Consider the following 20,504-nt stretch of genomic DNA (forward strand, 5'->3'; position numbering starts at 1 on the left):
CCGATTGGCCGCAGGCGGCCGGCTTTGACAGCCATCGCCGGCGTGGTAGAGCGCGGGCATCACAACAGATTGAGGAAGGGCTTGGCAATGAGCGACACATCGTCTCTGGTCGATCGCGTTACCGGCCATCGCCGCATGCGGCGCAACCGCAAGGCCGATTGGACGCGTCGAATGGTGCAGGAAACCCGGGTCACGGTGGACGACCTGATCTGGCCGCTCTTTCTCGTCCCCGGCAGCGGCATCGTCGAGCCGATTGCGGCCATGCCCGGTGTCAACCGCCTGAGCGTCGACATGGCCGTGGAGGCGGCGCGCGAGGCGGCCGATCTCGGCATCCCGGCGCTCGCCACCTTCCCCAACGTGCCGATGGCGCTGCGCGACGAAACCGGATCCCACAGCCTCGCCGCAGACAACCTGATCAACCAGGCGACGCGGGCGATCAAGGCGGCGGTTCCGAACATCGGCATCATCACCGATGTCGCCCTCGACCCCTTCACCAGCCATGGCCATGACGGGATCCTGAGAGACGGCGAGATCGTCAACGACGAAACGGTGGCGCAGATCGCCCGCGCGGCGGTGCTGCAGGCCGATGCCGGCGCCGATATCATCGCACCCTCGGACATGATGGACGGCCGCATCGGCGTCATCCGGCAGGCGCTCGACGAGAGCGGCCACCAGGGCGTCGGCATCATGGCCTATGCCACGAAGTTCGCCTCCGCCTTCTACGGACCCTATCGCGAGGCGATCGGCACCGGCGGCCTGCTGAAGGGCGACAAGAAGACCTATTACATCGACCCCGCCAACGGCACCGAGGCCCTGCGCGATGCCGCCCTCGATGTCGAGGAGGGAGCCGACATGATGATGGTGAAGCCCGGCCTGCCCTATCTCGATATCTGCTGGCGCATGAAGCAGGAGTTCGGCCTGCCGGTCTTCGCCTATCAGGTCTCCGGCGAATATTCGATGATCAAGGCCGCCGGCGAACGCGGCCTCATCGACGAACCCCGCGTCATGCTGGAAACCCTCCTCGCCTTCAAACGCGCCGGCTGCGATGGAGTCTTGACCTATTTTGCGCTCGATGTGGCGCGGGCGCTTGCGGGGCGGTGAAGCTTGGCCGGGACTGTGCTGGAGTTTATCCTCTCGGCGAGAGAGGTCGGCATGGTGGTTGTCGAGGATCGTGACATCGAGGCAATGGTAGAGACGCTCGCGGACCGTCATGGCAGCGCGCCGGAGGAGGCTTTGCGGTTTGCTCTTCGTCGTGCGCTGGTCAGCGACATCGAAACTCTGGTGGAACGCTCGCGAGCCTATGCCAAGCCCTGCGCGCGATCGCGCCACATTTCGATCCGACCGCAGCCGATCGCGCCTTCATCGACTCGCTTTACGAAGACTGAGGTTCACCGATGCTTCCGCGCCGACCGCCATTCTTGCGGATGAGCCAGACGCGGCGCGATCGCTCGCCTTGCTGGAGCTGGCAACGACACGCATCACCTCGCCTCTCGCGGTCTGGGAAACCGGATTGCCAACTCTCAGCCTGTCTTCGCCTATCAGGTGCCCAGCGGATAGTCGATGATCAAGGCCGCCGGCGAACGCGGCCTCATCGACGAACCCAGCGTCATGCTGGAAACCCTCCTCGCCTGCAAACGCGCCGGCTGCGATGGGGTCTTGATCAAGCCATGCACCTCAAATCGTCAGGATGATCACCGTGTTTCGTCCGCTTACGACACCCGCAGTTCCGTATGGCGGATCCGCGGGTGTCGTCGGTTTCGGCCTGTCGGTCAATGCTCCGCATAAGCGGCGTTCATCAGATGATCGAGTAAGGAGACATCGTCCGGGCGAGGCCTGTAGGGGGTCGGACCGGCGGTCGGCAGGTCCTTCGTCGTGCCGTCTGCAAAGCGCAGTGTCATCGTGCTGTCGCTGACCGCCTTCACCGTGATACGGTCGCTCTCGCGGCCGGCGAAGGTGATGACCACTCGGTCGCCCTGCACCTCGATATGCGTGTTCTCGGCCGTGATGCCCTCTCCGAAAGCCAGCGTTACATCGCTATCGCTGTAGAGCTCCACCGTATCGCGCCCGTCGCCCACCGAATAGTGCAAGACCGAACCCTTGCCGGTGTCGATATCGGTGGTTCTCGTATCGTAACAGTAGTAGCCTGTTGCCATAGTCTGCGCACCATCCACGAAGTCATTACCGATCTTGATAAAGTCGTCTCCGGTGCCACCGGTCACGTCTTGGGCACCCCTATAGGCCCAGATCCGGTCGTTGCCGCTGCCGCCGTCCAGCGTGTTCCTGTCGCCATGGGCGAACAGCTCATCGTTCCCGCTGCCGCCGAGCAGCGTGTTCTTGGGACCATAGCCGCGAAGGATATCATCGCCTTCATCGCCGGAAATATAGTTCCAGCTATCGCCTCCGATGATATCGTTTCCCGCACCGCCAGATGCGACGCAGTTCCCCCCGATAAGGCTGATCCGATCATTGCCAGCGCCGCCCGACACCGAACTGCCGGGACCGGCATAGATCACGTCGTCGCCATCGGTGCCATTGACCACGCTTCCCACGCCGCCGACGATCAACTGGCCGCCGCCCTGCAGCAGGATCCTGGTAATCTCGCCGACGGCCACCGCCATTGGGTCGGTGTTGGCGGCTGCTGCTGCCTTCAGAAGCGTCAGCGCGGCCGAGGACGAAGCCGGCGAGACGGGACCGGCTGTGCCGGACATCGAAGGACCGGCCGCCGTGCTTCTCAGCAGCGAAAGGGCCGCCTGGCCCGACGAAATGCCCAACGGTGCAATGACGCCCATGATCTGTTGCTCCTTTTGCCGTGACCCCTTCATTCATTGAAGGCACTTCCGCCGTCTTCATAACCGCGCAGCAGGATCACACCTGCCTCTTCTTTATTAGACATTTCATATATTAAAAAGGCGTTACAACCTGAGAATGCGAAGATGGAGCTCTGTGCATTGCGTCATGCTGGAAACCCTCCTCGCCTTCAAACGCGCCGGATGCGACGGGGTCTTGACCTATTTTGCGCTCGATGTGGCGCGGGCGCTTGCGGAACGTTAGAATAGGCTCAAAGTCGTCGAAAGTCTCGCCTGATGGACCGATGGAGGCTTGAGTGTCCGTATTGCTGGTCGATGCGGAACTCGACCGATTGGCCGATGAACTTTCCAAGAGGCTGTCGGTGACGAAAGAGGAAGCTGTTCGCCGTGCTCTGGAGCGGAGTGTCGCCGAGCTGGAGAGAAAGCGTTCGGACGACACATCTGCGGTGGAGTCGATAGCGCAGGAAGAGGCAGACTTCGTTCGACGGGGCTTGGCACACGGGGAAGAACTGCGATCCCGGATCAGGCGCACAAACGGAAAACCTCTCGATCGGAGTCTCATCGACCAATTGTATGAGGATTGAAGGGTGTTCATCGATGCATCCGCACTGACAGCGATGCTTGCAGACGAGGAAGAGGCGCCGCTCCTTCTCGTCGCGCTTTTCAACGCGCCGACCCGTGTGACTTCACCGCTTTCGATTTAGGAAGCGGCTTTGGCACTTGCGCGGCTCGGCTCAATCGAAATTGCGAGCGCGCATCGAATCGTCAATCGCTTCCTGGAGGATCTGGCGATCGATGTCGCTCCAGCCACGAGAGAGATCGGCGATCTGGCGATTGGAGCGTGTGCGCGTTATGGGAAAGGGCGGCATAAGGCGGCCCTGAATTCCGGCGACTGTTTTTCCTATGCGGACTGTCGTCACCTCGCACTTCCCCTTCTCTACAAGGGTGACGATTTCGCGCTTACAGATCTGGCTTAGGCTTTCTCACCGCTTGAATCCGACTTGGCGCGTTCCGATATGCGATGAGAACCCCTTTGGAGACCGACGATGAGCATTCGCAACGATGATGTCCGCATCCCGAGCACCGATTGGCGCGCCTATCGCGGCGTGCTGAGCCGGCGGGCCTTGGCGTTTTGCGTCGATTATCTGTTCGTGGCCCTGCTCTGGATCCCGGCAGCCGTCGTCGTCTTCTTCCTCGGCATTTTGACGCTGGGGCTCGGCTTCATGCTCTACCCGGCGTTGTTTGCGATCGTGGCCATGCTCTATTTCGGCTGGACGGTCGGCGGGCGGGCGCAGGCCTCTCCGGGCATGGCGATGATGGGGCTGCAGATCGCGCGCACCGACGGGCGCCCGATGGACTTCCTGACGGCGATCGTGCATCTGGTGATCTTCTGGATCGCCAATGCCTTCCTGACGCCGTTCATCCTGCTGATCGGCCTTTTCACGGACCGCGGCCGCCTGCTGCACGATTTCCTGATCGGCACGGTGACCATCCGCCGCGACCGGTATTGAGGTCCATCTCCCCGTCCTTACGCTCCCACGGTAGCGCCTGAAGGATTTTCGCCGGCCGCCCTCAGCGGCCGGTTGACCTTTTTCGGATTAGAGCGATGCTTAGCGCATCGAAGCGGTCTTACGAGCAGTCCCGACCACTGATGAACACGCAAACGGCCCCGTCTCCCCAATTCTACCTCACGGCACCGGCGACCTGTCCCTATCTGCCTCAGGAGATGGAGCGGAAGGTGTTTACCCATATGGTGGGCGAGCGGGCACCGGAACTGAACGATCTCCTGACCCAGGGCGGCTTCCGTCGCTCGCAGAACATCGCCTATCGCCCGGCCTGCGAGGGGTGCCGCGCCTGCATCTCGGTGCGCATCCTTGCCGGCGAATTCGTTCCCACGCGTTCCATGCGCCGCGTCCTGGCGACCAATGCCGATGTCGTGTCCACCGAATATCCGGCGGAGCCATCCAGCGAGCAATACTCGCTGTTTCGCCGCTATCTCGACCACCGCCACCAGCGCGGCGGCATGTCGGACATGTCGGTGCTCGATTACGCGATGATGGTCGAGGATACCCATGTGAACACGAAGATCATCGAATACCGGCTGCGGGCTGAAGGCGATGGCATCGCCCGCCAGGCCAAGGGACCTTTGATTGCCGCAGCGCTGACCGACAGCATGGGCGACGGCCTCTCCATGGTCTACTCCTTCTTCGACCCGACTCTCGCCGACCGTTCGCTCGGCACCTACATGATCCTCGACCACCTGCGCAAAGCCAAGGACCGCGGCCTGCCCCATGTCTATCTCGGCTACTGGGTCAAGGGGTCCCGCAAGATGGACTACAAGACCAAGTTCCTGCCCCAGGAACATCTGATGGCGCGCGGTTGGGAACGGTTCGTGCCGTTGGATGAAAACTGATCACCCGACATGCGCAAAGCCGCCGCGTTCGGCTGCAGTGCGGCGGTCGACGGTCCATCAGCAAAGCCTTGAACATTGCCGCTATGTCTGTTATAATCCCGTTATAACAGGAGACACGCGATGAACGTTACGGTGCGCAAGATCGGAAATTCCGAAGGGATCATCATTCCCAAGGATGTGCTGGACCAGTTGGGCGTCAAGGCGGGCGACACGCTTGACATGACGGTAACAGGCAGCGGCATGGCGCTGAGCGTGCCGGACGAAGCCTTCACCAGGCAGCTCGACCATGCACGCGCCTTCATGGACAAGTACAAGGTCGCGTTGAAGAAACTTGCCGAATGAGCGGGCCGATCTTTCTCGAGCGGCCGATCGTCGAGGCGCTGCATGCGATGCAGATCGAGCGGTTCGGCGGCGCTTCCGGACTGCGGGACGAGAACGCGCTGGAATCAGCTCTGGCGCGCCCCATCCACAAGTCAGCTTACGGCTGCGAAGACGTGATCGTTTTGGCGGCGGCCTATCTGTTCGGGCTTGCACGCAATCACGCCTTCGTTGACGGCAACAAGCGGATCGCGATCGTCGCCTGCGCCGTCTTTCTCATGGAAAACGGCCTTCAGATCGAAACGACCGACGCCATCCTTTACGAATGCGTTCTCGGCGTTGCAGCAGGCGAAATCGACGAAGACGGCGCTGCCGCCTTCCTGCGCGACGTCACCGTTCCCCTCACCCGCTGAACCGGCCGCTGCGCGGGAAGCCCTTGGGCACGGTGCGGCCGGCGGTGGCGCGGTCGCCCAGCCATTCGAGAAGCTCGTCCTTGCTCTTGGTGAAAAGCCGCCCCGCCGTGTCGGTCCAGGTCAGGCCTTCGGCAATGGCGAAGCAGCGGATGTCGGCGACGCCGCCATCCTTGTAGCGCTGCAGGCGCACGCCCTTGCCGCGGCCCATTTCCGGCAGCTGCGACAGAGGGAAGACCAGCATCTTCCGGTTCTCGCCGACGATCGCCACATGGTCGCCCTTCACCGGGGTGACGATCTTCGCCTCGTCGGGCATGCCGACATTCATGATCTGCTTGCCCTTGCGGGTATTGGCCACCATGTCGCTTTCGGAGATCACGAAGCCGTTGCCGGCGGTGGAGGCCATCAGCAGCTTGCGCGCGGGGTCATGCACGAAGGCGGTCAGCACATCCTGGTCGTTTTCCATGTCGACCATGATGCGCAAGGGCTCGCCATGGCCGCGCCCGCCGGGCAGCTTGTCGCCGCCGAGCGTGTAAGCCTTGCCTCCAGTGGTCACGATGACGATCCGGTCGGTGGTTGAGGCGAAGAAGGACAGCTTCAACGCATCGCCTTCCTTGAAGACGAGGCTCGACGTATCGGCGACATGCCCCTTCAGCGCGCGGATCCAGCTCTTTTCCGAGATGACGACCGTGATCGGCTCCTTCTCGATCATGGCCTGCTGGATGGCGTCGTCATCGGCCTGCGGCGCTTCGGCGAATTGCGTCCGCCGGCGGCCGAGCTCGGTCGCCTTGGCGAACTTCTTCTTCACCTCGCCGATCTCCCAGGAGACCATCTTCCATTGCTTCTCGTCGGACGCGAGCAGCGCCTCGATCTCGCTCTTCTCCTTGGTCAGCCCGTCGAATTCGGTGCGGATCTCGAACTCTTCCAGCTTGCGCAGCGAGCGCAGCCGCATGTTGAGGATCGATTCCGCCTGAAGGTCGGTCAACGAGAAGCGCGCCATCAGAGCCGGCTTCGGCTCGTCCTCCTCGCGGATGATGCGGATCACCTCGTCGATGTTGAGATAGGCGACGAGATAGCCGCCCAGAATCTCCAGGCGCCGGTCGATCGCCGCCAGCCGGAAGCGCGAGCGGCGCTGCAGGACCTCGCGCCGGTGTTGCAGCCACTCGACCAGTACGTCCTTCAGCGACATGACCTTCGGCACCCGCCCGAGCGAGAGCACGTTCATGTTGAGCGGGAAGCGGTTTTCGAGATCGGTAAGACGGAAGAGCGATTCCATCATGATCGTCGGATCGACGGTTCGGCTCTTCGGCACCAGGACGACGCGCACATCCTCCGCCGATTCGTCGCGCACGTCTTCCAGAAGCGGCACCTTGCGGGCGATCAAGAGCTCGGCGATCTTCTCGATCAACCGGGATTTCTGGACCTGATAGGGGATTTCGGTAACGACGATCTGCCAGAGGCCGCGGCCGAGATCCTCGACCTCCCACTTTGCCCGCACGCGAAACCCGCCGCGCCCGGTCCGGTAGGCTTCGATCATGCTTTCGCGGCTGTCGATGATGATGCCGCCGGTTGGGAAGTCCGGGCCGGGAATGAGCTCGACCAGATCCTCGATCTCGGCCGAGGGCTTCTTGATTAACAGCAGCGCCGCATCGCAGAGTTCATGCGCGTTGTGGGGCGGGATCGAGGTCGCCATGCCCACCGCAATGCCGGCCGCGCCATTGGCAAGCAGGTTCGGGAAGGCGCCCGGCAGAACCACCGGTTCCTCGTCTTCCTCGTTGTAGGTCGGGCGGAAATCGACTGCGTCCTGATCGATCCCCTCGAGCAGCAGGGCCGCGACCTCGGTCATGCGCGCTTCGGTGTAGCGATAGGCGGCGGCGTTATCGCCGTCGATATTGCCGAAATTGCCCTGCCCGTCGACCAGCGGATAGCGTTGCGAGAAGTCCTGGGCGAGCCGCACCAGCGCATCATAGACCGACTGGTCGCCATGCGGATGGAACTTACCGATGACGTCGCCGACGATGCGGGCGCATTTCTTGAAGGCCGTGTTCGGCCGGACGCCCATCTCGCTCATGGCATGGACGATACGCCGATGCACGGGCTTCAGGCCATCGCGCACATCGGGCAGGGCCCGGTGCATGATGGTCGAGAGCGCATAGGCGAGGTAACGCTCCTCGAGCGCGGAGCGAAGATCGATCGGCTCGACCTTGTCGTCGTCGCCGCCGGAAGGCGGTGTAAGGCTTTTTCCCATGGCTTTCTGCTATCTCAACAAACCGTGAACATCAAGCGTTTCAGCCGAAGGACCTGGTCCGTTTGGCGGGATTGCGCACCGCACAACTTCCTCTTGAAAGCCGGCCGCCGGGGTGCCAGTTTCCCCGCGACTATGAATTCGCCGCAATCGCCGCCGAGACAGGCGCACCGACCGTTTGGAGGACATGTTTCATGATCGAATTCAGCCGACTGCACCGCCGCCCTGCAGCGCTTCGCCTGTGGGCCGGTGCCGCCGCCCTCGCGCTTGCCTCGCCCGCCTTTGCGCTCGATGGCGAGGATGTGGCGACGAAGCTGAAGGCTGCCTATCACACCACCGGCGGCGAGATCGTCTACCAGGCGGCGGAAACCGATGGTGACACGGTGCTCCTGAAGGACGTGACCCTGAAGGCGCCAACCGGCAGCAAGCCCGAAAGCCTGCATGTGGGCGACGTGACGCTCTCCGGCGTTGAGGAGCGTGACGATGGCGGCTACCGGGTCGAGACCCTGTCGCTGCCCGATGTCGACATGAAGGACAAGGGAACGGCCTTCACCGTCGAGGGCATGGAAATCGGCGGTCTGCAGATCCCCGGCAATCCGAACGGAACGACGCTCGACGACCTGCTGCTTTATGAAACGGCCGGTACCGGTCCGATCGCGATCACCATCGACGGCAAGCCCTTCATGTCGATCGCCAAATCCGAGGCCACTCTCAGCCGGAAGGACGGCGACAAGGGCTTCGATTTCACCACCACGATCAGCGGGCTGTCCGCCGATCTCTCCGGCGCCAAGGATGCCAAGTCGAAGGACGCCATCGAGAAGCTCGGCCTTGAGACCATCAACGGCACGGTGGCCATCGATGGAAGCTGGGAGCTCGAAAGCGGGCGCATGGCGATTTCCGACTACTCGATGGATTTCGACAAGATCGGCAAGCTGGCCTTCGCCTTCGACATGTCGGGCTACACCATGCCGGTGGTCCGCCAGATGCAGGATGCGGCCAAGGCGGCCGAAGCGAATCCGAACAAGGAAGAAGCAAACCAGGCGCTCGGCCTATCCATGCTCGGCCTGATGCAGCAGCTCAATTTCACCAGCGCGGAAATTCGCTTCGAGGACAAGAGCATCACCAAGCGGCTGCTTTCCTATTTCGGCGCCGAGCAGGGCATGAGCGGCGAACAGTTCGGTCAGTCGATCAAGGGACTGGTGCCGATCATGATGGCGCAGCTGAACATGCCGGACCTTCAGAACCAGGTGACTGCTGCCGTCAACGCCTTCATCGACGACCCGAAGGCGCTGACCATCCGCGCCGAACCGGCCAAGCCGGTGCCGCTGCCGATGATCGTCGGCGCCGGCATGGGCGCGCCGGCGACGCTGCCGAGCGTGCTCGGCGTCACGGTCAAGGCCAACGACTGATCAGCCCACCGTCGCAGTGAAAAACCCGCCGTCGCTTTCGCATCGGCGGGTTTTCTTGTCTTAATGCGCGGGCTGCAGCGCCTCGGCGCCCGGCTTGTCGTGCAAGGCGAAGCGGTCGAGCATGGCGGCGCTCTCGGCATTCAGGCCGACAACCGAGACCGGAATGCCGCGGCGGCGGAAGCGCAGCACCACCTTGTCGAGCGCGCCGACGGCGGTAATGTCCCAGAAATGCGCCTGCGTGACGTCGATGGTCATGGCGGAGACGGGGTCAGCGGTCTCGAAGGCGGCGATGAAGCTTTCGGCGGAGGCGAAGAACACCTGCCCCTCGACCCGGTAGAGCCGATGGTCGGCCTCATCGACCGGCGTCACACGGAAGAGCCGGGCCACCTTGCCGGCGAAGAACACGCCCGAAAGCAGGACGCCGACGATGACGCCCTTGGCAAGATCGTGCGTCGCGACGACGGTCACCACCGTTGCCAGCATGACCACGGAGGACGACAGGGGGTTGCTGCGCAGCTGCAGGATGGAGCGCCAGGAGAAGGTGCCGATCGAGACCATGATCATCACGGCGACGAGGGCCGCCATGGGGATGATCCGGACCAGATCATCGAGCACGACGATCAGAAACAGGAGGAAGGCGCCGGCCACGAAGGTGGAAAGCCGACCCCGCCCGCCGGACGAGACATTGATGACCGACTGGCCGATCATGGCGCAGCCGCCCATGCCGCCGATCAGCGCCGAGGCGATGTTGCTTGCCCCCTGCCCCACGCATTCCTGGCTCTTGTTGCTGCCGGTCTCGGTCATGTCGTCGACAATCTGCGCCGTCAGCAGGGATTCGAGCAGGCCGACGGCGGCAAGCGTCAGCGAATAGGGAAAGATGATCTTCAGCGTTTCGAAGGTGAGCGGCACATCCGGCAGGGTGAAGACCGGCAGGCTGGAGGGCAGCTCGCCGAGATCCCCGACCGTGCGCAGATCGAACCCGCCGAACACGGCGATCAGGGTCAGCACCGCGATCGAGACCAGGGGCGAGGGAATGGCCTTGGTGACGAACGGGAAGAGATAGATGATCGCCAGGCCGAGACCGATCATCAGATAGGTCAGGGGCGGCACGCCGATCAGCTCCGGCAGCTGCGCCATGAAGATCAGAATGGCGAGCGCATTGACGAAGCCGGTGATGACCGAGCGCGAGACGAAGCGCATCAGCCGGCCGAGCTTCAGGAAGCCGCCCGCAATCTGCAGCAGCCCCATGAGGATGGTGGCGGCGAACAGATACTGTAGCCCGTGATCGCGCACGAGGCTGACCATGACGACGGCGGTGGCCGCCGTCGCGGCCGAGATCATGCCGGGCCGGCCGCCGAGAACGGCGGAGACGCAGGCAATGGCAAAGGAGGCGAAAAGGCCGACCTTGGGGTCGACACCGGCGATAACGGAAAAGCCGATCGCCTCGGGAATGAGCGCCAGCGCCACGACGATGCCGGACAGGCAATCGCCGCGCAGGTTGGAGAACCATTCCTGGCGGTAGGTAGACAATGAGAACATGAGAGACTGCTTCGCAAACAGGGATGCACCGCGGGGACGAGGTCCCAGGCGTTCGAGCGTGGCGGTGCTTTGCGTTGTCCGGCGGATCGGCGGCCGGAAGAGCCACCCGGGGATCGCACCCGGGTCCGTGGTGATGCGGCGTCTATAGCGAGCGGACGCCGCCTTGGCAACCAGCACCTTCGTCGAACCGAGCGATAGATGTCCTTGCAATAGTCCTCGTTTTACGACCGATTTTCGAAAGCCGGACCGTCACCCGAAAATGGAGTTGGCGCAAAGCGAAAGTAAAATTTGACATCCGACCCAAGATCGCCTAGATATGGCTTATCGATATTTTCTTGCCGAGCTTTGGTTACCGCGCGATTGGCACCGCGTTTTGAGCGACCCTCCCTTTAAAGCATCGTATCCTCCTCTGCGGACCCTTCGGTCTGCGGTCAATTCTTCATGCTATGAAAGGGTTCATCATGACCACTGGCACAGTTAAATGGTTCAACGCCACCAAGGGCTTCGGCTTCATCGAGCCGGACAATGGCGGCGCTGACGCCTTCGTTCACATCTCCGCCGTCGAACGCGCCGGGATGCGCGAAATCGTCGAAGGCCAGAAGATCGGCTATGACCTCGAGCGCGACGCCAAGTCGGGCAAGATGTCGGCCTGCAATCTTCAGTCGGCCTGATCGATCCGGACTCCTGCTTTCCCTTGACCACGGATGTACTGGCACTGTTGAAGGCACGAGACCAAACGAGGTCAGGCAGATTGCCTGGCCTTTTTCATTTCCGCTCGCCCGCGAGCACCCGTTCAAGGCGATTGCCATGACAAACACCACAGCCAAGTCCCTGCGCCAGGCAGAGGCCCTGTTCACCAAACCGGCTCCGCCGTCCACAGCTCGTGAGCGGGCGTTCGAGGAGCTGGACTCGATTGCGCTCGCGCGCGATGAAAAGACCGTGCGGCTGCGTGAAGCGCGGCTCGCCAAGGAAGTGCGGGATGCCGCCACGCCACAGGCCAAGCCGCCCGCCAGACGGACCCGGAAGCCGTGATCTCTTCCACCACCCCCAACAGAGAGAGCCGATTTGAAACAGTCGAAAAACAATGAACTCGCCGATCGTCGCAGCGCCGCCATGGGCGCCAAGGCCGCCCTTCTAGAAGCCTACAAGGCCGCGAAGGCCGCAGCCGAGCCCACGCGCGAAGCAAAACAGGCCGAGCGTGCCGCCATCGCCGAAGCTCGCGAAGCCCGCAAGGCGGAACGCGAACAGGCCAAGCGCGCAGAAGCCGAAGCGATCGCCGCCGAGAAAGCCGAACGCGAGACCGCCATTGCCGAAGCGGCCAGGGCCGAGATCGAAGCCCGCGAAGCCGCCGACCGGAACCGTGTCGCCCGCGTCGTCGAAGACGAAGCCGCCCGCAAGGCCGAACGCGACCGCCGCTACGCCGCCCGCAAGGCGCGCCAGGCCTAAGCAGCGACAGCGGCCCCGCACTGCTCGAAACCACCGAAGCCAGCCCCCGCGACGCAAACCTGCGTCGCCCCATGCTGCCCAAACCGCCCGCTGCCCCGCCTCATCGAGGCCGATCGGGCATGCCTAAGCTCTGCATACCCAGACTTTCGGCCAAGATCACAAGCATCCGCGCCAGCCTTGGCGCAGGTCCGCGCTCAGGCCGCTGTTCGAACGCCTCGCGCGTGACCGTCATCGTCTCTTCATCGCCCTTGTCTGATACTCTATCGTGGAGCAAACCCGTTAGGAGACAAGACGATGCGCCTGGTGATGCTTGCCCTTCTTCCCCTCTCCTTCCTGCTCGCCGCACCCTGCCTGGCGGCCGGGCAGACGACGATGCTGACGGTGATGAGCTTCAACATCTATGGCGGCGGACAGAATGACGATACGCCGCTCAGCCAGACGGCGGACGTCATCCGCAAGGTGGATCCCGATATCATTGGCATCCAAGAGACACGGCCGGAGGCGGAGGATTGCGATGCGAATGCCTGCCCGCCGGCCGGCAAGAGCGTGGCCGCCGCCCTGGCGAAGGAACTCGGATACCATTGTTACGACCAGACGAAGACCAATGCCGCCCTCTGGGCCAATGCCATTCTCAGCCGCTATCCGATCCGCAAGGCGACCGCCAACGATCTCGGCGTCGAGATCGACGTGGCAGGGCGGAAGGTCTATGCCTTCTCGCTGCATCTGACGGACTTTCCCTACCAGCCCTATCAACTGCTCGACATTTCCTATGGCGATGCGCCGTTTTTGAAAACGGCGGATGAGGCGATTGCCGCAGCGCGCGCCGCGCGCGGCCCGGCGCTGGACCTGCTCGAGAAAGATCTCTCCGAGGCCAAGGACGCGGCGGCCACCTTCGTCGTCGGCGATTTCAACGAACCCTCGCATCTCGACTGGACACCGGCAGCCGTCGCCGCCGGTCGTCAGCCGCTCGCCGTCGCCTGGCCGAGCTCCGAGCGGCTGGTCGCGCTCGGCTTCACGGATCTGTTTCGGGCCGCCTTTCCCGATCCGGTGGCAAAGCCCGGCCTGACCTGGACGCCGGTCAGCGAGGCCACCGACCCGCAGGACCATCACGACCGGATCGATTTCACCTATGGGCGCGGCAAGAGCCTACGCGTCATCGAGGCCGGCATCGTCGGCGAAGCAAAACCCGCCGCCGACATCGCCATCACCCCCTGGCCATCGGACCACCGGGCAACGATGGCGACGGTGAGCTTCTAGACGTCATCTCCACCACCGCCAGAAAGTCCCCCTCTGCCTGCCGGCATCTCCCCCACAAGGGGGGAGAGCGCTGGAGCAGGCGCTTTCGCCTTCTTTAGCTAGGCTCAGCAGCGTGGCGAAGCGCTGGGGCTAGTCCTTCTTCGGCTGCGGCACGACGCGGAGCGAGAGTTCGCGCAGCTGGGTCGGGGTTGCTTCGCTGGGGGCGTTCATCAGCAGGTCCTGGGCCTGCTGGTTCATCGGGAAGAGCGAGATTTCGCGCAGGTTCTTGGCGCCGACGAGCAGCATGATCACCCGGTCGATGCCGAAGGCACAGCCGCCATGCGGAGGCGCGCCGTACTGGAAGGCGCGATACATGCCGCCGAAGCGCTCTTCGACATCCTGCTTGGACAGGCCAACCAGCTCGAACGCCTTGACCATCAGCTCCGGCGACTGGTTTCGGATCGAGCCGGACGCGATCTCGAAACCGTTGCAGACAGCGTCGTACTGATAGGCCTTGATGGTCAGCGGATCCTGGCTTTCCAGGGCCTCCAGCCCGCCCTGCGGCATGGAGAAGGGATTGTGGGCGAAATCGAGCTTCTTCTCTTCCTCGCTCCATTCGTAGAAGGGGAAGTCGACGATCCAGCAGAGCTCGAAGCGGTCACGGTCGACGAGGTTCAGCTCTTCGCCGGCCCGCGTGCGCGCCTCGCCGGCGAACTTGTAGAACTTCGCCGGGTCGCCGGCGACGAAGAAGCACGCATCGCCGACGTCCAGTCCAAGCTGGGTGCGGATCGCCTCGGTGCGTTCCGGGCCGATGTTCTTGGCGAGCGGGCCCGAGCCCTCGATCGTCTCGCCTTCGGCGCGCCAGAAGATATAGCCGAGGCCCGGCTGGCCTGTCGACTGCGCCCAGGCATTCATCCGGTCGCAGAAGGCGCGGGAGCCGCCGGTCTTGGCGGGGATCGCCCAGACTTCCACCTTCGGGTTCGATGCGATCATGTTCGCGAAGACCTTGAAGCCGGAGCCGGCGAAATGCTCGGTGACCGATTCCATCACGATCGGGTTGCGCAGGTCCGGCTTGTCGGAGCCATATTTGCGCAGTGCGACATCATAGGGGATCTTCGGCCAGTCCTTGGTGACCGGCTTGCCCTCGGCGAATTTTTCGAAGACCTCGGTGATGACCGGCGTCATCGTGTTCCAGATGTCTTCCTGGGTGACGAAGCTCATCTCGACGTCGAGTTGGTAGAACTCGCCCGGCAGGCGGTCGGCGCGCGGGTCTTCGTCGCGGAAGCAGGGCGCAATCTGGAAATAGCGGTCGAAGCCCGCCACCATCAACAGCTGCTTGTACTGCTGCGGCGCCTGCGGCAGCGCAAAGAAGGTGCCGGGGTGGATGCGGCTCGGCACCAGAAAGTCGCGCGCGCCTTCGGGCGAGGATGCCGTCAGGATCGGCGTCGTGTATTCGGCAAAGCCGGCGGCATTCATGCGGGTGCGCATGTCGGAGATGATCTGCGTGCGCTTGACGATGTTGCGGTGCAGCGTCTCGCGGCGCAGATCCAGGAATCGGTAGCGCAGGCGCACATCTTCCGGATAGTCGGGCTCGCCGAACACCGGCAGCGGCAGTTCCTTGGCGGCGGAAAGCACCTCGATCTCGCGGGCGTAAAGCTCGATCTCGCCGGTCGGCATGGTCTTGTTGACCGTTTCGTCTGTGCGCGCCTTCACCGTGCCGTCGATGCGGATCACCCATTCGCCGCGCACGGTTTCGGCGATCTTGAAAGCCGGGCTGTCGGGGTCGGCCACCACCTGGGTCATGCCGTAATGGTCGCGCAGGTCGATGAACAGCACGCCGCCATGGTCGCGCACGCGATGCACCCAGCCGGACAGGCGGACATCGGATCCGACGTCGGATTTGCGGAGAGCGGCGCAAGTGTGGCTGCGGTAAAGGTGCATCGGTCGATCCTGGAACTGTCTGTCAAAAAGCCGCGCGGGCTGGCGCCGTGGCAGGGCCGCGGCGAAATCGGGCGGACAAGCGCATGGCAGGGCGATTTTGTCAAGGCTGCGCCACGGAGCCGCAGGGCTCGCGGCACTATTGATGAATGCGCCGCTCAAGTTTAGAAGATGGTGATCTTGCGCCGGAACCCATCGATGACACCGTTTCTTTCCCGCCGTTCCCTGTTGAAGGGCTCTGCCGCCGCAGGCGCTGCTTTCGCGCTCGGCGCGGGCATTGCCGCGCGGACGGGAGAGGCCGCACCGGTCACGCTGCAGCCGCAGTTCACCGAGGGCAACCTGCAGCCGGGCGCGCTCACCCGCAAACTGATGACCTACGGCCTCGGCGATGCGCCGGTTGCGCCCGGCGCGCCGCCGCCTGTGCTGCGCCTGCGCAAGGGCGAGCCCTTCGCCGCCCGCCTCCTCAACCAACTGGACGAGCCGACCACCGTGCACTGGCACGGCCTGCGCGTGCCGAATGCGATGGACGGCGTGCCGGAGATGACCCAGCCTTATGTCTATCCGGGCGACAGTTTCGACTATGCCTTCACCCCGCCCGATGCCGGCACCTTCTGGTATCATCCCCATTGCAACACGCTGACGCAGATGGGGCACGGTCTGACCGGGGTGATCGTCGTCGAAGACCCCGCCGATCCCGTCTTCGATGCCGAGATCGTCATGAACCTGCGCGATTTCCGCATTGGGGCGGATGGCGGCTTTCTGCCGGCCTTCAAGCCGCGCGATGCCGCCCGCGGCGGCACCTACGGCACGGTGCGGACGACGAACTGGCAGACCGCGCCGGATCACCGCGCGCCCTCCGGCGGCCTCCTTCGCCTGCGCATCGCCGCCACCGATGTGACGCGCATCTACACGCTGACGCTTAACGGCGCCCCGGCGCTCATCCTCGCGCTCGACGGCAACCCCCTGCCCGCGCCCGTGCCGCTCGACCGGCTGGATCTCGGCCCCGGCCAGCGCGTGGAACTGGTGCTGCGCATGCCGCAAACCGAGGGCGCGCGCGTGACGCTCGACAATGTCCGCGGCTCCGCGCCCTTTACGGTTGCCGGCTTCATCGCCGAAGGCTCCTCCTTGAAGCGGGACCTGCGCGACGTGCCGGCGCTCGCACCCAATCCGATCGCCAAAGCGGACCTCTCCTCGGCCGAACGCATCCCGCTCGATGTCTCGGCCACGGCCGAACATGGCGCGCGGGAATCGATCTGCGGCTCGCTCGGCTATACGTTCTGGGCCATCAACAAGGTCGCCTGGCCGGGCGACGTCTCGGACCCGGTCGCGCCGCTCGCCGATCTCAAGTTCGGCCGCAGCTACGTGCTGCAGCTCACCAACCGCACGCCGCATGCCCACCCCATGCATCTGCACGGGCTGACCTTCGAGGTTCTTTCGGCCAGCAAGCACGCCACCCTGCCGCCGCCCACCGATACGATCCTGCTTCAGCCGGACGAGCAGGCCGAACTCGCCTTCGTTGCCGACAGCCTCGGCGACTGGATGTTCCACTGCCATATCATCGAGCATCAGAAGAGCGGCATGTCCGCCTACCTCCGCGTAAGCTGAGGGTTGAGCATCCGTTTGCGGCGCCGACCGATCGTGGCAATTTCGTGTCAAAGGTTGACATCGCACCAACAAAGGGAAAGAGAGAACGAGAACCGGCAGACAGCAGGGATCCGATGGAGATTATCGATACGACAGAGGCGCTTCAGGCCGCCTGCACCACGCTTGCCAAGGGTCCCTATCTCACCATCGACACCGAGTTCCTGCGTGAGACGACCTTTTGGCCGGAGCTCTGCCTGATTCAGATGGCAGGCCCCGAAAGCGCGGTGATCATCGATCCGCTGGCCAAGGGCATCGATCTCGCGCCCTTCTTCGCGCTGATGGCCGATGCCAGCGTCGTCAAGGTCTTCCACGCCGCACGGCAGGATATCGAGATCATCTTCCATCTCGGCGGGCTCATTCCGCATCCGATCTTCGACACCCAGGTCGCCGCCATGGTCTGCGGCTTCGGCGACAGCGTCTCCTATGACCAGCTTGTCAGCCGCATCAAGGGCGAGCATATCGACAAGTCCTCGCGCTTCACCGACTGGAGCCGCCGGCCGCTTTCCGAGAAGCAGCTCGATTATGCGCTGGCCGACGTGACCCACCTGCGCGACGTCTACCAGCATCTCTCCGCCGAGCTCGAGCGCGAAGGCCGGTCCGGCTGGCTGAGCGAGGAAATGGCGGTGCTCGAGGCGCGCGAAACCTATGACATGCATCCGGACGACGCCTGGCAGCGGCTGAAGATGCGCGTGAAGAAGCCGGTGGAACTGGCTGTCCTGCAAAGGCTCGCCGCCTGGCGCGAACGCGAGGCCCGGTCTCGCAACGTGCCGCGCGGCCGCATCCTCAAGGATGATGCTCTCTATGAGATCGCCCAGCAGCAGCCGAAGGATGCGGAAGCGCTCTCGCGCCTGCGCACGATCCCGAAGGGCTGGGAGCGCTCCTCCGCCGGCGCCGCCGTGATGGCCGCGGTAAACGAGGCGCTGGCCCTGCCCAAGGCCGAGATGCCGAAGATCCCGCGCGCGCCCCAGGCCCCGGAAGGCGCGGGGGCTGCCATGGAGCTGCTCAAGGTTCTCCTGAAGCTGATCGCCGAGAAACAGGGCGTCGCCGCCAAGATCATCGCCAATGGCGAGGATCTGGAGCGCATCGCCGCCGAAGGCGAAAAGGCCAATGTCGATGCCATGCATGGCTGGCGGCGCGAGCTGTTCGGCGAAACCGCCCTGCGCCTGATTCGCGGCGATGTGGCCCTGCGCTTCGTCGACCGCAAGGTCGAAGCCGTCGACCTCACCCCCCCATCGCCCTCCCCGGCCGAACCCACCATCACCGCCGCCTGATACGCGCAGCACACCCGCCCCACCCCCTCTCCCCACTTGTGGGGGAGATGCCGGCAGGCAGAGGGGGACTTGCGCTCGGCTTAGACCAAGGCATCGGGGGACCGCCCGCGCGGCGCCCGAAGACCCCCTCTGGGCTGCCGCCCATCTCCCCCACAAGGGGGGAGAGACCGTGGGGTGAGCGTCTGCCCCTCGGGCGCTTTCGGGGATGACAGCTACCTCCACCAAGGCACGGCTCTCGCCCTCCCGATCGTGGCACCACACCCGCCCCACCCCCACTCCCCCTTGTGGGGGAGATGCCGGCAGGCAGAGGGGAACTTTCGGGCGGGCGGGGGCACGCTCGGGCGCATGGCGAGCCCGCATCCTGTCACCGATCTGTCGCCAAATCGTCGTGGCGGCATCATCTCGGCGGCCTATTCGCTCGGGCATCGAAACCTGATCGAGGACCCCCGATGACACGCTCTCTCTTTGCCGCTGCCCTGCTGGCGCTTCTCTCCTCCGCCGCCCATGCCGAGGAGACGGTTTTTCCCGCGACGCTCTCCGCCCAGGCTATCCTGCCGGCCGCGACCTTTCTGAAGGCGCCGGAGGATGCTCCGGCCTATCTGAAGACCTCCGGCAAGTTCACGACGGCCGATCGCCTGCGGGCCGAAGCGCTCGGCTCGGTGCCGGGCAAGGACGGCAAGCGGTCAACGGGTCTGTCGCTGCCCTTCGACGGTCAGCCGATGCAGGGCTTCTCCGGCATCCGCACCCAAGCCGACGGCACGGCCTGGACTCTCTCCGACAATGGTTTCGGCTCGAAGCTCAATTCGACCGACGCGATGCTGATGCTCCACCATCTCCGGCTCGATTGGGCGACTGGCACGGTCAACCGCATCGAAACCGTGTTCCTGACCGATCCCGACAGGAAGGCGCCCTTCCCGATCGCGATGGAAGGTGCCGCGACGCGCTACCTCACCGGAGCGGATTTCGACGTCGAATCGATCCAGCCGGTGGCCGACGGTTTCTGGGTCGGCGAGGAGTTCGGCCCCTTCATCCTGAAGTTCAGCCGCGCAGGCGTCCTGACCGATGTCATTCCCACCCTGCTCGACGGCAAGCCGGTCGCCTCGCCCGACAATGCGACGCTGACCCTGCAGGCCGACCCCTCCAAGCCCGTGCCGAGCTTCAACCTGAAGCGCTCCGGCGGCTATGAGGGGCTTGCCCTTTCTCCGGATGGGTCCAAGCTCTACGGCCTGCTCGAAGGGCCGATCTGGACCGACAGCGAGACGGTCGAGCAGGCGGACGGCCGCCCGGCGCTTCGCATTCTCGAACTCGACGTTGCCACCAAGGCCTGGACCGGCCGCAGCTGGCTCTACCCGCTCGCCGAGGGCGGCGAGGCGATCGGCGACTTCAACATGCTCGACGACAAGACCGCCCTGGTGATCGAGCGCGACAACGGCGCCGGCAGCAGCGACAAGGCCTGCCCGGACCCCAAGGCCCCGACGGCCGACTGCTTCGCGACCCCCGCCAAGCTCAAGCGCATCTACAAGATCGAGATGGGTGAGGAACGCGTGGGCAAGGCGGTGCGCAAGATCGGCTTCATCGACCTGATGGCAATCGCCGACCCCAACGGCGAGGCACGCCAGGGAACCACGAACGGCACCTACACCATGCCCTTCGTCACCATCGAGAATGTCGACCGCGTCGATGCGACCCATATCGTCGTCGGCAACGACAACAACCTCCCCTTCTCTGCCGGCCGCGCTCTGTCCAAAGCCGACGACACCGAATTCGTCCTAGTCGACGTCGCCGACTTCCTGAAGGCCGAGTAGCAGCCGCAAAAGACCCCGGCCTG

At 64.1% G+C, this 20,504-nt stretch carries 22 protein-coding genes, 1 pseudogene and 1 other annotated feature; of the genes and pseudogenes, 19 read left to right on the top strand and 4 right to left on the bottom strand.

Annotation, left to right across the window (positions count from 1 at the left end; genetic code table 11):
* Positions 1-87 precede the first annotated feature (87 nt).
* The 3 genes and pseudogenes from hemB to U8330_RS11255 all read left to right on the top strand — a co-directional run.
* On the top strand, positions 88-1,101 hold the full coding sequence (gene hemB / locus U8330_RS11245; protein ID WP_323105365.1) for a porphobilinogen synthase: 1,014 nt from the start codon (positions 88-90) through the stop codon (positions 1,099-1,101).
* A gap of 51 nt (positions 1,102-1,152) precedes the next feature.
* Positions 1,153-1,428 carry a hypothetical protein gene (locus U8330_RS11250; RefSeq protein WP_323105366.1) on the top strand — a complete coding sequence of 92 codons (276 nt, stop codon included), beginning with the start codon at positions 1,153-1,155 and terminating at the stop codon, positions 1,426-1,428.
* A 96-nt stretch (positions 1,429-1,524) separates the two neighbouring features.
* Positions 1,525-1,659: pseudogene (locus U8330_RS11255) on the top strand (porphobilinogen synthase); the annotation flags it as partial.
* Between the two features lie 110 nt (positions 1,660-1,769).
* On the opposite strand, the gene U8330_RS11260 reads toward U8330_RS11255, so the two are convergent.
* Complete coding sequence (locus U8330_RS11260; RefSeq protein WP_323105367.1) at positions 1,770-2,789, bottom strand: calcium-binding protein; 1,020 nt, start codon at positions 2,787-2,789, stop codon at positions 1,770-1,772.
* A 154-nt stretch (positions 2,790-2,943) separates the two neighbouring features.
* Between U8330_RS11260 and U8330_RS11265 the strand changes: the two genes are divergently transcribed.
* The 8 genes from U8330_RS11265 (at position 2,944) to U8330_RS11300 (ending at position 5,951) form a co-directional block, all read left to right on the top strand.
* Positions 2,944-3,051: a hypothetical protein gene (locus U8330_RS11265; RefSeq protein WP_323107261.1), complete on the top strand. Its 108-nt coding sequence runs from the start codon at positions 2,944-2,946 to the stop codon at positions 3,049-3,051.
* Positions 3,052-3,103: 52 nt separating this feature from the next.
* Positions 3,104-3,391, top strand: coding sequence for a type II toxin-antitoxin system VapB family antitoxin (locus U8330_RS11270; protein WP_323105368.1), 288 nt, complete (start codon positions 3,104-3,106; stop codon positions 3,389-3,391).
* A 3-nt stretch (positions 3,392-3,394) separates the two neighbouring features.
* Positions 3,395-3,511 (top strand): type II toxin-antitoxin system VapC family toxin, encoded by a 117-nt coding sequence (locus U8330_RS11275; RefSeq protein ID WP_323105369.1) that lies wholly within the window; start codon positions 3,395-3,397, stop codon positions 3,509-3,511.
* 9 nt (positions 3,512-3,520) lie between these two features.
* Positions 3,521-3,784 carry a type II toxin-antitoxin system VapC family toxin gene (locus U8330_RS11280; protein ID WP_323105370.1) on the top strand — a complete coding sequence of 88 codons (264 nt, stop codon included), beginning with the start codon at positions 3,521-3,523 and terminating at the stop codon, positions 3,782-3,784.
* Between the two features lie 69 nt (positions 3,785-3,853).
* Positions 3,854-4,318: an RDD family protein gene (locus tag U8330_RS11285; RefSeq protein ID WP_323105371.1), complete on the top strand. Its 465-nt coding sequence runs from the start codon at positions 3,854-3,856 to the stop codon at positions 4,316-4,318.
* A 140-nt stretch (positions 4,319-4,458) separates the two neighbouring features.
* Complete coding sequence (locus U8330_RS11290; protein WP_323105372.1) at positions 4,459-5,220, top strand: arginyltransferase; 762 nt, start codon at positions 4,459-4,461, stop codon at positions 5,218-5,220.
* 120 nt (positions 5,221-5,340) lie between these two features.
* A complete protein-coding gene (locus U8330_RS11295; protein ID WP_323105373.1) occupies positions 5,341-5,562 on the top strand; it encodes an AbrB/MazE/SpoVT family DNA-binding domain-containing protein in 222 nt (73 codons plus the stop codon).
* Entirely contained in the window at positions 5,559-5,951 is a 393-nt protein-coding gene (locus U8330_RS11300; RefSeq protein WP_323105374.1) for a type II toxin-antitoxin system death-on-curing family toxin, read from the top strand. Before U8330_RS11295 ends, U8330_RS11300 begins: the two co-directional genes overlap by 4 nt.
* Here U8330_RS11300 and parC read toward each other — a convergent pair.
* Entirely contained in the window at positions 5,941-8,196 is a 2,256-nt protein-coding gene (parC, locus tag U8330_RS11305; protein ID WP_323105375.1) for a DNA topoisomerase IV subunit A, read from the bottom strand. The genes U8330_RS11300 and parC overlap by 11 nt on opposite strands.
* A 191-nt stretch (positions 8,197-8,387) precedes the next feature.
* On the opposite strand from parC, the gene U8330_RS11310 reads away from it, so the two are divergent.
* Positions 8,388-9,602, top strand: a complete 1,215-nt coding sequence (locus U8330_RS11310; protein WP_323105376.1) for a hypothetical protein — start codon at positions 8,388-8,390, stop codon at positions 9,600-9,602.
* Between the two features lie 60 nt (positions 9,603-9,662).
* Here the strand turns inward: U8330_RS11310 and U8330_RS11315 are convergent, their stop codons facing one another.
* Entirely contained in the window at positions 9,663-11,141 is a 1,479-nt protein-coding gene (locus U8330_RS11315) for a SulP family inorganic anion transporter (RefSeq protein WP_323105377.1), read from the bottom strand.
* 72 nt (positions 11,142-11,213) lie between these two features.
* Positions 11,214-11,271 (bottom strand) — a sequence feature (sul1 is cis-regulatory element that is thought to sense ions involved in sulfur or methionine metabolism; They are found in Alphaproteobacteria).
* Between the two features lie 331 nt (positions 11,272-11,602).
* Between U8330_RS11315 and U8330_RS11320 the strand changes: the two genes are divergently transcribed.
* From U8330_RS11320 to U8330_RS11335, 4 genes are all read left to right on the top strand, one after another.
* The gene (locus U8330_RS11320) at positions 11,603-11,812 is read left to right on the top strand and encodes a cold-shock protein (RefSeq protein WP_323105378.1); all 210 of its coding nucleotides are present in this window, start codon (positions 11,603-11,605) and stop codon (positions 11,810-11,812) included.
* Positions 11,813-11,948: 136 nt separating this feature from the next.
* Positions 11,949-12,173: a hypothetical protein gene (locus U8330_RS11325; protein WP_323105379.1), complete on the top strand. Its 225-nt coding sequence runs from the start codon at positions 11,949-11,951 to the stop codon at positions 12,171-12,173.
* 33 nt (positions 12,174-12,206) lie between these two features.
* Positions 12,207-12,587 carry a DUF6481 family protein gene (locus U8330_RS11330; protein WP_323105380.1) on the top strand — a complete coding sequence of 127 codons (381 nt, stop codon included), beginning with the start codon at positions 12,207-12,209 and terminating at the stop codon, positions 12,585-12,587.
* A 294-nt stretch (positions 12,588-12,881) separates the two neighbouring features.
* A complete protein-coding gene (locus U8330_RS11335; RefSeq protein ID WP_323105381.1) occupies positions 12,882-13,844 on the top strand; it encodes an endonuclease/exonuclease/phosphatase family protein in 963 nt (320 codons plus the stop codon).
* A gap of 129 nt (positions 13,845-13,973) precedes the next feature.
* On the opposite strand, the gene aspS is transcribed toward U8330_RS11335, so the two are convergent.
* Entirely contained in the window at positions 13,974-15,764 is a 1,791-nt protein-coding gene (aspS, locus tag U8330_RS11340) for an aspartate--tRNA ligase (protein WP_323105382.1), read from the bottom strand.
* A gap of 195 nt (positions 15,765-15,959) precedes the next feature.
* Between aspS and U8330_RS11345 the strand changes: the two genes are divergently transcribed.
* From U8330_RS11345 to U8330_RS11355, 3 genes are all read left to right on the top strand, one after another.
* Positions 15,960-17,366, top strand: coding sequence for a multicopper oxidase family protein (locus U8330_RS11345; RefSeq protein WP_323105383.1), 1,407 nt, complete (start codon positions 15,960-15,962; stop codon positions 17,364-17,366).
* Positions 17,367-17,485: 119 nt separating this feature from the next.
* Positions 17,486-18,676 (top strand): ribonuclease D, encoded by a 1,191-nt coding sequence (rnd, locus tag U8330_RS11350; protein ID WP_323107262.1) that lies wholly within the window; start codon positions 17,486-17,488, stop codon positions 18,674-18,676.
* Between the two features lie 449 nt (positions 18,677-19,125).
* The gene (locus U8330_RS11355; RefSeq protein WP_323105384.1) at positions 19,126-20,481 is read left to right on the top strand and encodes an esterase-like activity of phytase family protein; all 1,356 of its coding nucleotides are present in this window, start codon (positions 19,126-19,128) and stop codon (positions 20,479-20,481) included.
* Positions 20,482-20,504 lie beyond the last annotated feature (23 nt).

Origin of the sequence: Rhizobium sp. CC-YZS058, assembly GCF_034720595.1 — a bacterium.
Lineage (GTDB): Bacteria > Pseudomonadota > Alphaproteobacteria > Rhizobiales > Rhizobiaceae > Ferranicluibacter.

Bases quoted from the DNA above. Each gene is read 5' to 3' on its own strand.
- hemB (WP_323105365.1), top strand. From the start codon at position 88: ATGAGCGACACATCGTCTCTGGTCGATCGCGTTACCGGCCATCGCCGC.
- U8330_RS11250 (WP_323105366.1), top strand. From the start codon at position 1,153: ATGGTGGTTGTCGAGGATCGTGACATCGAGGCAATGGTAGAGACGCTC.
- U8330_RS11260 (WP_323105367.1), bottom strand. From the start codon at position 2,789: ATGGGCGTCATTGCACCGTTGGGCATTTCGTCGGGCCAGGCGGCCCTT.
- U8330_RS11285 (WP_323105371.1), top strand. From the start codon at position 3,854: ATGAGCATTCGCAACGATGATGTCCGCATCCCGAGCACCGATTGGCGC.
- U8330_RS11290 (WP_323105372.1), top strand. From the start codon at position 4,459: ATGAACACGCAAACGGCCCCGTCTCCCCAATTCTACCTCACGGCACCG.
- U8330_RS11295 (WP_323105373.1), top strand. From the start codon at position 5,341: ATGAACGTTACGGTGCGCAAGATCGGAAATTCCGAAGGGATCATCATT.
- U8330_RS11300 (WP_323105374.1), top strand. From the start codon at position 5,559: ATGAGCGGGCCGATCTTTCTCGAGCGGCCGATCGTCGAGGCGCTGCAT.
- parC (WP_323105375.1), bottom strand. From the start codon at position 8,196: ATGGGAAAAAGCCTTACACCGCCTTCCGGCGGCGACGACGACAAGGTC.
- U8330_RS11310 (WP_323105376.1), top strand. From the start codon at position 8,388: ATGATCGAATTCAGCCGACTGCACCGCCGCCCTGCAGCGCTTCGCCTG.
- U8330_RS11315 (WP_323105377.1), bottom strand. From the start codon at position 11,141: ATGTTCTCATTGTCTACCTACCGCCAGGAATGGTTCTCCAACCTGCGC.
- U8330_RS11320 (WP_323105378.1), top strand. From the start codon at position 11,603: ATGACCACTGGCACAGTTAAATGGTTCAACGCCACCAAGGGCTTCGGC.
- U8330_RS11325 (WP_323105379.1), top strand. From the start codon at position 11,949: ATGACAAACACCACAGCCAAGTCCCTGCGCCAGGCAGAGGCCCTGTTC.
- U8330_RS11335 (WP_323105381.1), top strand. From the start codon at position 12,882: ATGCGCCTGGTGATGCTTGCCCTTCTTCCCCTCTCCTTCCTGCTCGCC.
- aspS (WP_323105382.1), bottom strand. From the start codon at position 15,764: ATGCACCTTTACCGCAGCCACACTTGCGCCGCTCTCCGCAAATCCGAC.
- U8330_RS11345 (WP_323105383.1), top strand. From the start codon at position 15,960: ATGACACCGTTTCTTTCCCGCCGTTCCCTGTTGAAGGGCTCTGCCGCC.
- U8330_RS11355 (WP_323105384.1), top strand. From the start codon at position 19,126: ATGACACGCTCTCTCTTTGCCGCTGCCCTGCTGGCGCTTCTCTCCTCC.